Below are 12,326 nucleotides of genomic sequence, written 5' to 3' on the forward strand. Positions count from 1 at the left end.
AGGCGAGGAAGTAGGGTCGCTGGCAACAGTGAGCTGGAGGTAGGAACATGTCGGGCGATGCGTGGATCAGTGAGACCGCGCCCTACCTGGCCCCGCGTGAGCCCGGTCGGAGCGACGCGTGGACCGAAGAGGCCGCCCGTCGCGGGCGCCGTGGTGGCCAGCGACTGCTCGACGCGGGCGAGGTGGAGGCCCCGGAAGCCGTGCGCGTCGCTCTCGGGCTCGCCGCCGGCGCGCCGGTGATCGTCAGACGCCGCCTGATCCTGCTGGACGGTCACCCCGTCGAACTGGCCGACTCCTACTACCCCGTGGCCATCGCCGGCGGTACGCCCCTGGCGGAACCGCGCAAGGTGCCCGGCGGAGCCGTCACGCTGCTCAAGGAGCTGGGGTACGTCGGTGCCGGGGTCGTCGAGGACGTGAGCGCCGACCGGGCCACCGCGGAGGAGTGCGGGCGCCTGGAACTGGCCGAGGGGAGTGCCGTTCTCCGTCTGCTCCGGCTGACGCGGACCGCCGACGGGACGCCGATGGAGGCGTCCCTGATGACCATGCCGGCCGGCAGACACCTTACGTATCGGCTCGGGGAGCGGGGCGCGTAATGGCGAAGGAGTTCAAGGACCCGAGATCGCCGCACCAGAAGATCGCGGCGGAGCTCCGGCGGCGGATCACCCGCGGAGACCTGCCTCCGGGCAGCAAGCTGGGATCGACGGCCGAGCTGATGGAGCAGTACGGCGGCGTGGCCAACACGACCGTCCAGAAGGCGCTCCAGATGCTGAAGGCCGAGGGGCTTCTCGAAGGTCTGCCGGGCAAGGGCGTGTACGTACGGCCGCATGCCCAGGAATCCGTCGAGCCGATCGCGTACATGAGGCCGGCCGGGCCGGGAGAGCCCTACCCCTGGGTGTCCGAGGCCGCGAAGCGGCGGCAGGCCGGACGGATTCAGCTCCTCGGCGTCGAGGTCGTCGTCCCGCCCGCCGAGGTGGCCGCGGCCCTGCGGCTGGAGGACGGTGAGCGGGCCGTGCTCCGCAGGCAGCTCCTCCTCCTGGACGAGGAGCCGACCGAACTCACGCGGTCGTACTACCCGCTGAGCCTGGTCGAGGGCACGGCCGTGCTGGAGAACAAGCGGATCCGGGGCGGCACGCCGGCGCTGCTCGACTCGCTGGGCTTTCCCCCACGGGAGTTCGTGGACGAGCTGTCGTCCGAGATCCCGACGGAGGAAGAGGTCGTCGCGCTGGAGCTGCCGAAGGACATGCCCGTGCTCGTCGCCTTCCGGGTCGTCCACTCCGACGGCGGGCGCCCCATCGAGGCCACGCTGATGACGAAGGCCGCGCACCGGTACCGGATGCGCTACCGGATGCCCGTGACCTAGGGCCCTGTCGTGGTGTCTTGGGCGTGGGGGAAGGGTGTAGGGGGAGCGTAAGGTTCCTCACACGGGGTGGGCCTCTGGTGTGAGCTGTATGGCTCTCATCAGGGGTTTTTTGGGTTTTGGGTGGGGGTGGCTGGATCTCGATCTCAAAGAACAGCTTTGAGGTTCTCAAAGTTCAAGTGTTAACGTATCGGCCATGACGACAGCAGTGCGCCCCGTTCACGCCGCGAGCATCCCGCTCGTGGCGCGCCTGCACGTCGATCTCTGCCGCTGTATGTCCGCGGCCTGTTGTCGCCGCGAGTCCTGAGGCCCCGGCCTCCCCGGCAGCATGCAGCGGCGCCCCGCGCGAGAGCGCGTAGAGAGTGCCGCACCCCCGTCCCGTATTCCCCGATACGCATCAGTGGAGTGTGTCCGTGTCCGCGTCCGCGTCCGCCACCGAGGCCAAGCCCTCGTCCCGGATACCCAAGGTCCCCTTCTGGGCCCAGATCGTCGCCGGTCTCGTGCTCGGCGTGCTGCTCGGCTGGATCGCCCGCAGCCAGGACGTCTCCTGGCTGAAGGAGACCCTCGGGCAGGTCGGTGACATCTTCGTCCAGCTGCTGAAGCTGGCCGTCGCACCGCTCGTCTTCTTCGCGATCCTGGTCTCGATCACCAACCTGCGGAAGGTGAACAACGCCGCCCGGCTCGCCACCCGCACCCTCCTCTGGTTCATGATCACCTCGCTGATCGCCGTCGCCATCGGCCTCGCGATCGGTCTGATCACCAACCCGGGCGCCGGCACCGGCCTCACCCCGCAGGACGGCAAGCTGCCGAAGCGCGAGGGCTCCTGGATCGACTTCCTCACCGGCATCATCCCGTCGGACGTCATCACGCCCTTCACCGAGCTGAACGTCCTCCAGATCGTCTTCATGGCCGCCGTCGCCGGCATCGCCGCCCTCAAGCTCGGCGACAAGGCCCAGCCGATCCTCACCCTCTCCGAGTCGGTCCTGGAGCTCCTCCAGAAGGCCCTCTGGTGGGTCATCCGCCTCGCCCCGCTCGGCACCGTCGGCCTCATCGGCTTCGCCATCGCCGACTACGGCTGGGAGCTGATCGGCAAGTACGCGACCTTCACCGCCGACGTCTACATCGGCTGCGCCCTGGTCCTCTTCGGCGTCTACCCGCTGCTGCTCGCGACGGTCGCCAAGGTCAACCCGATCCAGTTCTTCAAGGGCGCCTGGCCCGCGATCCAGCTGGCCTTCGTCTCCCGCTCCTCGGTCGGCACCATGCCGGTCACCCAGAAGGTCACCGAGCGCCTCGGCGTCCCGAAGGAGTACGCCTCCTTCGCCGTCCCGTTCGGCGCCACCACCAAGATGGACGGCTGCGCCGCGATCTACCCGGCGCTCGCCGCGATCTTCATCGCGCAGATCTTCGACGTGCAGCTCGGCATCGGCGACTACCTGCTGATCGCCTTCGTCTCGGTCATCGGCTCGGCCGCCACCGCCGGTCTCACCGGCGCCACGGTCATGCTGACCCTGACCCTCTCCACCCTGGGCCTCCCCCTGGAGGGCGTCGGCCTCCTCATGGCGATCGACCCGATCCTGGACATGATGCGCACGGCGACGAACGTGGCCGGCCAGGCGCTGGTCCCGGTGATCGTCTCCGCCCGCGAGAAGATCCTCGACCTCACCGCGTACGAGAACGCCTCCTCGTCCCCGATCGACGAGCTGAGCGACTCCCGCGAGGCCGAGCCGAAGCAGGCGGTCGCCGCCGCGGCCTGACCCCGTCGCGTACACCTCGGTACACCTTCGTACGCCCCGTACGCCTCCGTGCCCCTCGCCCCCGTCCGGGCGGGGGGCACGTAGGCTTCACGGGGCGTTCGGGCGATCATGGGAACGAGACGGGCGCAGGGCGGAGAGGGACGTGGCGGGGACCAAGAGACTGCCGCGGGCCGTGCGGGAGCGGCAGATGATGGACGCCGCCGTGGCGTGTTTCGCCCGGCAGGGGTACCAGGCGGCGTCGATGGACGACATCGCCGAGCTGGCCGGCGTGTCGAAGCCGCTGGTCTATCTGTATCTGCACTCCAAGGAGGAGCTCTTCACCGCCTGCATCCGGCGGGAGGCGCAGGCGCTGCTCGCGGCGGTCGCCGAGGTCGTGGGCGATGCCTCCGTGCCGCCGGACGAGCGGTTGTGGGCGGGACTGCTCGCCTTCTTCGGGCACGCCGCCGACCATCCGGACGCCTGGGCGGTGCTCAGCCGGCACGCGCGGACGCAGGGGGAGCCGTTCGCGACCGAGGCGGCGCGGATGCGGGAGGAGATCGCGGCGTTCGTGACCGGGCTGATCGGGGAGGCGGCGCGGGCGGCGCACGGGCCGGTCGAGATCGGCGAGCGGGACGTGGCGGCGCTGGCGCAGGCGCTGGTGGGGTCGGCCGAGTCGCTGGCTACCTGGGCGAACGAAACGCCCGGGGCGACGGCGCGGGAGGCGGCGGCCACGCTGATGAACTTCGCCTGGTCCGGGCTCGGGAACCTCATGAAAAACGAACGCTGGTCTCCCCGTTGAGCCTTACCGCGCAGTAAGGTTACCCGCTGGTCAATTCTGTTGGCCCGTTGACCTGTTGGATACCTGTACGGCCCGTACCTCCGCTTCACGACGCACGACGCACGACCCTTCGTTCATCGCGCAGACCGAGGAGCCGCCCGTGTCGACCGACCTCGCCCTCATCCGCGTCGACGGGCGGGTGCGGGAGGTCTCCGCCCCCGCCCTCGTGCCCCGGGTGGACCGCGGCTCGCTCGCCGACCTTCCGTACGACAACGCCCGCCAGGCCCCCGACGACGTCGTCTTCTCCCGGAAGGACGAGGACGGCGGGTGGCGGGACGTCACCGCCGCCCGGTTCGCCGCCGAGGTGCACTCCGTCGCCAAGGGGCTCATCGCCCACGGGCTGCGGCCCGGCGACCGGCTCGCGCTGATGGCGCGTACCACCTACGAGTGGACGCTGCTCGACTTCGCCGCCTGGGCCGCCGGGCTCGTCACCGTCCCCGTCTACCCGACCTCCTCCGCCTTCCAGACCCGCTGGATCCTCCAGGACTCCGGCGCCGTCGCCTGCGTCGTCGAGGACGTGGGCCAGGCGCGGCTCGTCTCCGCCGAACGCCGCCAACTGCCCGGCCTCACCCACCTCTGGGTCCTCGACGGCGGGGCGGTCGAGCAACTGCGCAAGGCGGGCGCGCGGGTGCCGGACGAGACGGTGACCGCCCGGCGGGGGCTGCTCACCCCGGACGCCCTCGCCACCCTCGTCTACACCTCGGGCACCACCGGCCGGCCCAAGGGCTGCGCCCTCACCCACGCCAACTTCTTCGCCGAGGTCGACAACGCGGTCAAGCTCCTGCGCCCCGTCTTCGCCCCCGAGGGCGGCGAGCCGGCGTCCACGCTGCTCTTCCTGCCGCTCTCGCACGTCTTCGGGCGGATGGTGGCGATCGGCTGCGTCCGGGCGCGGGTACGGGTCGGGCACGCGCCGTCGGTGGAGGGCGAGGACCTCCTCCACGACCTGGCCTCCTTCCGGCCGACCTTCCTGCTCGCGATCCCGTACGTGATGGAGAAGGTCTACAACCGGGCCCGGGCCACCGCCGAACGCGCCGGGAAGGGCGCCGCCTTCGACCGGGCCGCGCGGGCCGCCCGCCGCTTCGGGGGGACCGACGAGCCCTCGCTCTCCGTGCGGGCCGCGCGCGCTCTGTACGACCCGCTGGTCTACCGCCGGATCCGGGCGGCGCTGGGCGGCCGGGTGCGGTACGTGATCTGCGGCGGCTCGCCGCTGGGGGTGCGGCTCGCGGAGTTCTTCCGGGGCGCGGGCGTCGAGGTCTTCGAGGGGTACGGCCTGACGGAGACCACGGCCGCGTCCACCGTCACCCCGCCGCTCGCGCCGCGCACCGGCACGGTGGGACTGCCGCTGCCCGGCACGGGGGTGCGGATCGCGGACGACGGGGAGGTGTGGCTGAGCGGGGCGCACGTCTTCGCCGGGTACTGGGACGCGCAGCGCGGGCAGGCGGTGCCGTACACGGACGGGGGCTGGTTCCCCACCGGCGACATCGGCGCGCTCGACGAGGACGGCTATCTGACGATCACCGGCCGGAAGAAGGACCTGCTGATCACCTCGGCGGGGAAGAACGTCGCCCCGGCGCCGCTGGAGGACTGGCTGCGGGCGCATCCGCTGGTCGCCCAATGCATGGTCGTCGGGGACAACCGGCCGTTCGTCTCCGCGCTGATCACCCTGGACCACGAGGGGCTGACGCACTGGCGGCGGATGCGGCAGAAGGACCACCTGGCGCTGTGGGAGCTGACGCGGGATCCGGAGCTGCTGGAGGTGGTGCAGAAGGCGGTGGACGACGCGAACCGGCTGGTCTCGCGGGCGGAGTCGATCCGCGCCTTCCGCGTGCTGACCACGGAGTTCTCGGAGACCTCGGGGCACCTCACGCCGTCGCTGAAGCTGCGGCGGGCGGCGGTGCTGCGGGACTTCGCGCGGGAGATCGAGGAGATGTACGGAGCGGGGTCGTACGGAGCGGGCGGGGAGTAGTCAGGGCCAGAGGAGTTCGCGGGTCCAGCCGTCGGGGGTGCGGCGGTAGCGGAGGCGGAGGTGGCGGCGGCGGGCGTCGCCCTGGAAGAACTCGACCTCGGCCGGCTCGACGAGGTAGAGCGTCCAGGTGGGGGCGTCGGCCGCCGGGTCGGCCTCGGCGCGGGCCCAGGCGGCGTCGCTCGCCGCGGCGAGGGTCTCCGGGGAGTCCAGGACCTCGCTCTGCCGGCCGGTCAGGGCGGCGGCGAGGGCGCCGGTGGTGCGGGCGTGCAGGTCCGCGTACGCCTCCTGGGGGCTCGCGGTGGTGACGTGGCCCCTGACGCGGACCTGGCGGCCCTGCACCGGCCAGTAGAACCCGAGCGCGGCCTCGGGGCGGGCGGCGAGCTGACGGCCCTTGGCACTGGTGGAGTGCGAGCCGAAGTGCCAGCCGCGGGCGTCGGCGTCGTGCAGCATCACCGTGCGGACGTCGGGGCGGCCGTCCGTGTCGGTGGTGGCGAGGGAGAGGGTGTGGGGCTCCGGCTGTCCGGCCGCGACGGCGGCGAGGAACCAGGTGTGGAAGAGGGGGAGGGGGGTGGGTGGGGCGGTTTTCGTGTCGAAGGTGGGCAGCTCGGTGTCCCACACGCGGAGGCTGCGCAGGGTGTGGTGGAAGTCGCTCATGGGGCGAGCGTAGGGGGCGGCACCTTTCAGGCGGGACCGGCACCGGCGCGGGGCGCTGCGCTTGTACGGGCTGCGCCTGCCGTGGGCCGCTCCCTCCGGGCCTGCTCGGCCCGTCCCGTGCGGGCTGCACTGTCCCGCCACCATGCGGGCCTTCCGCCCGCGCCCGTGCGGGCTGCGCCCAGCCTGTCCGGCACCGCCCGGGCCTCCGCCCCGCCCGTACGGGCCGCACCGGCCTCGCCACCGTGTGGGCAGGTGTTCCGCAGGGCGGAACGGGTGGGCACACCCACGGTGCGGCCGCACATGTGCGGGGCGTTCAGGCGCGGGAACCTAGGCCCGGTGAAGGGCGCCGTTCCGTTGTGCCCACCCGTTCCGCCCCAGCGGAACGATTGCCCACAACGAAACGGCGGGGCACAGCCCTTGGCGGGGTGGGCGCCGCCCCAGCGGAACGATTGCCCACAACGGGGTGCGGCAGGGTGGGCGCCGCTCCAGCGGAACGGTTGCCCGCAACGGAACGGCGGGGCGCAGCCCTTGGCGGGGTGGGCGCCGCCCCGGCGGAACGGTTGCCCGCAACGGGGTGCGGCAGGGTGGGCGCCGTCCCGGCGGAAACGGCTGCCCGCAACGGAACGGGGTGCGGCGTGAGGTTGGCCCGCTACGGGGCGGGCGGAGTCAGTCGCGGCTCAGGATGAGCGTGCCTGAGGTGCAGAACCAGCCGCCTGTGGCTGAGGTTAGGGCTAGGCGGGGGAGGGAGTTGTCGGGGCGGCGGATCTGGAGGCCGGGGGCTTCGCCTCGGAGTTGGCGGACGGCTTCTACCAGGAGGAAGAGGCCGCGCATGCCGGGGTGGCAGGCGGAGAGGCCGCCGCCGTCGGTGTTGACCGGGACCGCATCCTTCTGCGCGAAGTACGCGCCGGCTTCGCCTTTGGGGCAGAAGCCCAGGTCTTCCAGGGTCACCAGGGTCATGTAGGTGAAGGCGTCGTAGATCTCGGCCACGTCGATGTCTGCGGGGGTGACGCCGGCGCGTTCGAAGGCGAGGCGGCCGCTGACGGCGGCGGGGGAGACGGTGAAGTCCTCCCACTCGGACATCGTCGTGTGCGAGACGTGCTCGCCGGTGCCGAGGACCCAGACCGGTGCCTTCGCCGTATCGGGGACGTACTCCTCCGCTACGAGCAGCACCGCGCACCCGCCGTCGCTGCGGATGCAGCAGTGCAGCTTGGTGAAGGGGTCGGCGATCATCGGGCCGGAGAGCACCTCGTCGACGGTGATCGGCGTGCGGAACATCGCCTCGGGGTTGAGCGACGCGTTCGCCCGGGCGCGTACGGCGACCTCGGCGAGCTGCTCCAGGGTGGTGCCGTACTGGTGCATGTGGCGGCGCGCGGCCATCGCGTACTTGGCGATCAGGGTGTGCCCGTACGGGACCTCGAACTGGAGCGGGCCCCGCGCCCCGAAGGAGAGGTTCGAGGTGCGGCGGCGGGCCTTGATGTCGGCGCGCGCGGTGGAGCCGTACACGAGCAGCACCGCGTTGGCGTGCCCCGCGGCGATGGCGTCGGCGGCGTGGGCGGCCATGACCTCCCAGGTGGCGCCGCCGACCGTGGTGGAGTCCACCCACGTGGGGCGCAGGCCCAGGTACTCGGCGACCTCGACCGGGGCGAGGGTGCCGAGACCGGCGGAGGCGAGGCCGTCGACGACGGAGCGGTCGAGTCCGCTGTCGGCGAGGGCGCGGCGGGCGGCCTGCGCGTGCAGCGCGTACGGGGTGGCCTCGTCGACCCGGCCGCAGTCGGAGAGCGCGACGCCGGCGACGGCGACCCGGCGCCGGCCGGGGGGAGCGGTGCGCGTGGAAGCGGTCATGAATCTGACGGTACATCAGATCCGTGCGATCGGAACCCGCGCCTCTCTGGGCAACCATCCCTCCCCCGCCCTAGCATGACGCACCGTCAGATACGGAGGGAGCCCCATGGAGACCGCCGACGGCGCGGACCTCGCCGCGCTCACCGAGCAACAGCGGGAGATCCGCCGCACCCTGCGGGACCTGCTCGACCAGCACACCACCCCCCTCACCGAAGCCACCCCCACCACGACATCCCCCGAGGGGTACGACCCCGCCCTCTGGGCCCGCATGTCCGGCGAGCTCGGACTCGCCCGGCTCGCCCTCCCCGAGGAGTACGGAGGCACCGGCCGCGGCACCGCCGACCTCGCCCTCGCCTGCGAGGAGACCGGCCGGGCCCTCGCGCCCTCCCCGCTCCTCGCCACCAGCGTCCTCACCGCCCCCCTCGTCGCCGCCCTCGGCACCCCCGCCCAGCGCGCCGACCTGCTGCCCCGCATCGCCGACGGCAGCCTCACCTGCGCGCTCGCCGCCCCCGGCGGCTCCCTCGCCCACGCCCTCGGCCTCACCGGCGACAACACCACCGGTGCCTGGTCGGGCGACGGCCGGGCCGGCGGCGTCCAGGCCCGCCCCGCCCCCGGCGGCGACGGCTGGCTCCTCTACGGCGAGGCCGAGCAGGTTCTCGACGGGCACAGCGCCGGACTCCTCCTCGTCGCCGCCCACACCGGCGGCTTCGCCCGCAGCCGCACCCTCCTCCTGCTCGTCCGCGCCGAGGACGCGGGCCCCGGCCTCGTCCGCACCCGCGGGGCCTCCCTCGACCCCACCCGCTCCCCGGCCCTCGTCCAGCTCCGCGACGTCCCGGCCGAGCTCCTCGGCGAGGACCCCGCCGACCCGGCCGACATCACCCGCGCCCTCGACGCCGCCGGCCGCACCGCCGCCGTCCTCCTCGCCGCCGAGGCCACCGGAGCCGCCCGCGGCGCCCTGGAGCGCACCCTCGGGCACGTCACCGCCCGCGAGCACTCCGGCCGGGCCGAGGGCTCCCTCCAGGGCGTCCGGCACCGCCTCGCCGACCTGTACGTCCAGGTGGAGGCCGCGCGCTCGATGACGTACTGCGCCGCCCGCGAGCCGGGACCCGGCCCCGCGAGCGGCCCCCTCGCCCTCGCCCAGGCCCTCGAAGCGCTCCGGGCCGCCGCGGGCGAGGCCGTCCAGCTGCACGGCGGCACCGGCGCGGCCCGGGAGCGTGACGCCCGGCTCTACTTCCAGCGCGCCGCCGCCGACGAACTCCTCTTCGGCCCCGCCGGACGCCTCCGCGCCCGCGCCGCCGAACGCACCGGCCTCCTCGGAGAGGCGGCCGCCTGATGCCCACCGGACTCCCAGGAGAGGCGGTCACCCGATGCCCGGTCGCCAGACGCCCCTAGGGGTGAAGCTCGTCCAGAAGGTCTCCTCGACCCGGACCTTCGCGAAGATCGCGCCCCATGTGATCCCGGCGCTCGACAAGGCCGTGCACCGGCTGAGCAGGGGGAAAGCGCTGCTCAGCACCCAGATGCTGCCCGGAGTCGTGCTCACCGCCACGGGGGCGAGAAGCGGGCGGGAGCGGACCACGCCCCTCGCCTGCATGCCGGAGCCGGACCGGGGGACCTGGCTGCTCATCGGCTCCAACTTCGGCCGCCCCGGCCACCCCTCCTGGACGGCCAACCTGCTCGCCCACCCGGACGCCACGATCAGCTGGAAGGGCGAGCTCATCCCCGTACGGGCCGAGAGGCTGACGGGGGAGGAGCGGGCGGCCGCGTGGACGGCGGCCCTCGCGTTCTGGCCGCCGTACGCCTCCTACCAGGCCCGGGTCGACCGCGAGATCCGGCTCTTCCGGCTCACCCGCAGGTGACCCGGCCCGCACACGACGACGCCGACGGCGGTACCGCCCCTGGGGGAGGGCGGCGACCGGCGTCGGCGTCGACGACAGGACGGGTGAAGGAAGGGTTCCGGGACGGGGCCCGGCGCTATCTGACCGGCTTCTTGCCGGTGATGCCCAGATGCACCAACAGGGCCAGGTTCGGCTTGAGTTCGGCCTGCTTCACGCCCCAGGTGGTGAAGCCCTTCTGGTGGCCGGCGACCGAGGCGAGCATCGCCACGAGCGAGCCCGCCATCGCGGCCGCGCTGACCTCCTTGTCGACCTTGCCCTTGGCCTGGAGCTCCTTCACCGCGTCCGTCAGGGAGTTGGTGACCGAGTTCAGGATCTTCATGCGGATCTTGTAGAACCGCTTGTCGCCCTCCGCGGCGCCGAGGTCCACCACCCGCAGGATGGCGTCGTGCCGCCGCCAGAAGTCGAGGAAGCCGTCGACGAGTTCCTCGGAGGTCTGCCAGGCGGCCTTGCCGACCCAGGAGCGGCCGGAGACCAGCTCGGTCAACCCGGCGCCCTCCTTCGCCATTTCCTCCGCGATCTCCAGGACGGCGCCCTCGACGTCCGGGAAGTACTGATAGAACGTCGCGGGTGAAGTACCCGCCTTCCGGGCCACGTCGATCACCTTGACGTCCCGGTACGGCGAGGAGCTGAGCATCTCACCGAGGCAGTCGAGCAGCTTCTGCCGCGTCGCCTGGCCGCGTCGTCCGGCCACGCGGCCGTCGACGGTGCGTACTTGTCCTGTCATGCCGTCAGCTTACCGAGGGGCGATCAGCGCGCGATTCGGCCGACTGCAAATGGGGTGCGGACCGTTCCCCGAGGTCGGCGGGGGTGCCCTCGGCGCGTCGCGGGGACGGGATCGCGCCACCGCGACGGCGGCCCTCCGGACCGGGCCCGCTTTATGAACAGGCTGTGGACAACTTTCGTGGACAACGCCTGGGGGCGACCCGGGGGCGACCCCCGGGGCGGCCTCCCTGGCTCCCCTCCCCGGACGGCGCACACGGAGCGCGCCCCCGCCCCCGCCGTCCTAGCGTGGAGGCATGGCCGTATACGCAGAGGGCACCCCGTGCTGGGTGGACGCGCAGCTCCCCGACCTGGAGGCGGGCAAGCGCTTCTACGGCGAGCTCTTCGGCTGGACCTTCGACGACGACCGCGACGAGGCGCTGCTCGACGGCCGCCGGGTCGCCGGGCTCCTCCCCAAGCGGGACGGCCGCATGCCCACCACCTGGACCGTCTACCTCGCCACCAAGGACGCCGGCACCGTCGCCGCCCGCGTCAAGGCGGCCGGGGGCCAGATGGTCATGGAGCCGTACCCCGTCGGCCCCTTCGGCGTCCTCGCCCTCGCCGCCGACCCCGGCGGCGCCGTCCTCGGCCTGCGCCAGTCCGGCGAGGACGACGGCTTCGAGGTCATCAACGAGCCCGGCTCCTTCTGCTGGATGGAGGTCTACACCCGCCGCCCCGGCCCGGTGGACACCTTCTACGCCTCCGTCTTCGGCTGGCTCGGCCGCCAGGCCGACCCCGAGGAGGAGGGCAAGGACCCCGGCTTCGACTACCGCGTCTGGTCCCCGCCCGGCTCCCGCGCCGGCGACGACACCTCCTTCGGCGGCCGGGCCGTCATCACCGACGCCTTCCCCGCCGAGATGCCCGGCCACGTCCTCGTCTACTTCGCCGTCCGCGACTGCGACGAGGCGTGCGCCACCACCGTCCGGCTCGGCGGACGGGTCGCCGAACCGCCCGTGGACACCCCCTACGGCCGGATCGCCGTCCTCCACGACAACCAGGGCGCCCGCTTCGCCGTCCTCGCCGAGCCCGGCACCGGGGAGTCAGGACCCGCCGACACCGGCGCCGCCGAGGCCGTCCCCACCGGCCCGCTCGTCTCCGAACCCGTGTCCGGCCCCCTCTCCGAGCCGGGGTCCGGCGGTCTCGCCGCCCCCGGGGAGCCGCCCGTCGCCCCCTCCCTGCCGGGCCCGCCGCCCGCCGGTCCCGCCCTCTCGGAGCCGCCCGCCGGGACGTGAGCGATCCGCTCCGTATGAGGTGTGACACCCCGATCCGCCCCCGGGTTCGC

General features: G+C 73.2%; 11 protein-coding genes. 8 read left to right on the top strand and 3 right to left on the bottom strand.

The genetic code is table 11. The features are described 5' to 3' along the window. Window positions 1-47 precede the first annotated feature (47 nt). The 5 genes from ACFXMG_RS26695 to ACFXMG_RS26715 all read left to right on the top strand — a co-directional run bounded on the left by ACFXMG_RS26695 (window position 48) and on the right by ACFXMG_RS26715 (window position 5,894). The gene (locus ACFXMG_RS26695; protein WP_383817226.1) at window positions 48-593 is read left to right on the top strand and encodes a GntR family transcriptional regulator; all 546 of its coding nucleotides are present in this window, start codon (window positions 48-50) and stop codon (window positions 591-593) included. Further along, entirely contained in the window at window positions 593-1,360 is a 768-nt protein-coding gene (locus ACFXMG_RS26700; protein WP_383817229.1) for a GntR family transcriptional regulator, read from the top strand. Before ACFXMG_RS26695 ends, ACFXMG_RS26700 begins: the two co-directional genes overlap by 1 nt. Before the next feature lie 410 nt (window positions 1,361-1,770). Beyond that, window positions 1,771-3,111 carry a dicarboxylate/amino acid:cation symporter gene (locus tag ACFXMG_RS26705; RefSeq protein ID WP_383817232.1) on the top strand — a complete coding sequence of 447 codons (1,341 nt, stop codon included), beginning with the start codon at window positions 1,771-1,773 and terminating at the stop codon, window positions 3,109-3,111. A 187-nt stretch (window positions 3,112-3,298) separates the two neighbouring features. Then, window positions 3,299-3,889 (top strand): TetR/AcrR family transcriptional regulator, encoded by a 591-nt coding sequence (locus ACFXMG_RS26710; RefSeq protein WP_383817394.1) that lies wholly within the window; start codon window positions 3,299-3,301, stop codon window positions 3,887-3,889. 139 nt (window positions 3,890-4,028) lie between these two features. Further along, window positions 4,029-5,894, top strand: a complete 1,866-nt coding sequence (locus ACFXMG_RS26715; protein ID WP_383817235.1) for an AMP-dependent synthetase/ligase — start codon at window positions 4,029-4,031, stop codon at window positions 5,892-5,894. Here ACFXMG_RS26715 and ACFXMG_RS26720 read toward each other — a convergent pair whose 3' ends face one another. Together ACFXMG_RS26720 and ACFXMG_RS26725 are read right to left on the bottom strand one after the other, a co-directional pair. Beyond that, window positions 5,895-6,548: a pyridoxal 5'-phosphate synthase gene (locus tag ACFXMG_RS26720; protein ID WP_383817238.1), complete on the bottom strand. Its 654-nt coding sequence runs from the start codon at window positions 6,546-6,548 to the stop codon at window positions 5,895-5,897. Window positions 6,549-7,214: 666 nt separating this feature from the next. Continuing rightward, a complete protein-coding gene (locus ACFXMG_RS26725; RefSeq protein ID WP_383817240.1) occupies window positions 7,215-8,390 on the bottom strand; it encodes an acetyl-CoA acetyltransferase in 1,176 nt (391 codons plus the stop codon). 106 nt (window positions 8,391-8,496) lie between these two features. On the opposite strand from ACFXMG_RS26725, the gene ACFXMG_RS26730 reads away from it, so the two are divergent. Both ACFXMG_RS26730 and ACFXMG_RS26735 read left to right on the top strand, forming a co-directional pair. Continuing rightward, a complete protein-coding gene (locus ACFXMG_RS26730) occupies window positions 8,497-9,723 on the top strand; it encodes an acyl-CoA dehydrogenase family protein (protein WP_383817243.1) in 1,227 nt (408 codons plus the stop codon). Window positions 9,724-9,757: 34 nt separating this feature from the next. Further along, on the top strand, window positions 9,758-10,246 hold the full coding sequence (locus ACFXMG_RS26735) for a nitroreductase/quinone reductase family protein (RefSeq protein WP_383817245.1): 489 nt from the start codon (window positions 9,758-9,760) through the stop codon (window positions 10,244-10,246). Between the two features lie 115 nt (window positions 10,247-10,361). Here the strand turns inward: ACFXMG_RS26735 and ACFXMG_RS26740 are convergent, their stop codons facing one another. Beyond that, complete coding sequence (locus ACFXMG_RS26740) at window positions 10,362-11,009, bottom strand: TetR family transcriptional regulator (RefSeq protein ID WP_383817248.1); 648 nt, start codon at window positions 11,007-11,009, stop codon at window positions 10,362-10,364. A gap of 292 nt (window positions 11,010-11,301) precedes the next feature. Between ACFXMG_RS26740 and ACFXMG_RS26745 the strand changes: the two genes are divergently transcribed. Then, on the top strand, window positions 11,302-12,276 hold the full coding sequence (locus ACFXMG_RS26745) for a VOC family protein (protein WP_383817251.1): 975 nt from the start codon (window positions 11,302-11,304) through the stop codon (window positions 12,274-12,276). Window positions 12,277-12,326 lie beyond the last annotated feature (50 nt).

The sequence above is a fragment of the Streptomyces sp. NPDC059201 genome (assembly GCF_042754585.1).
Taxonomy (GTDB): domain Bacteria; phylum Actinomycetota; class Actinomycetes; order Streptomycetales; family Streptomycetaceae; genus Streptomyces.

Coding starts and splice junctions, on each gene's coding strand:
- ACFXMG_RS26695 (WP_383817226.1), top strand. CDS start 48: ATGTCGGGCGATGCGTGGATCAGTGAGACCGCGCCCTACCTGGCCCCG.
- ACFXMG_RS26700 (WP_383817229.1), top strand. CDS start 593: ATGGCGAAGGAGTTCAAGGACCCGAGATCGCCGCACCAGAAGATCGCG.
- ACFXMG_RS26710 (WP_383817394.1), top strand. CDS start 3,299: ATGATGGACGCCGCCGTGGCGTGTTTCGCCCGGCAGGGGTACCAGGCG.
- ACFXMG_RS26720 (WP_383817238.1), bottom strand. CDS start 6,548: ATGAGCGACTTCCACCACACCCTGCGCAGCCTCCGCGTGTGGGACACC.
- ACFXMG_RS26725 (WP_383817240.1), bottom strand. CDS start 8,390: ATGACCGCTTCCACGCGCACCGCTCCCCCCGGCCGGCGCCGGGTCGCC.
- ACFXMG_RS26730 (WP_383817243.1), top strand. CDS start 8,497: ATGGAGACCGCCGACGGCGCGGACCTCGCCGCGCTCACCGAGCAACAG.
- ACFXMG_RS26735 (WP_383817245.1), top strand. CDS start 9,758: ATGCCCGGTCGCCAGACGCCCCTAGGGGTGAAGCTCGTCCAGAAGGTC.
- ACFXMG_RS26740 (WP_383817248.1), bottom strand. CDS start 11,009: ATGACAGGACAAGTACGCACCGTCGACGGCCGCGTGGCCGGACGACGC.
- ACFXMG_RS26745 (WP_383817251.1), top strand. CDS start 11,302: ATGGCCGTATACGCAGAGGGCACCCCGTGCTGGGTGGACGCGCAGCTC.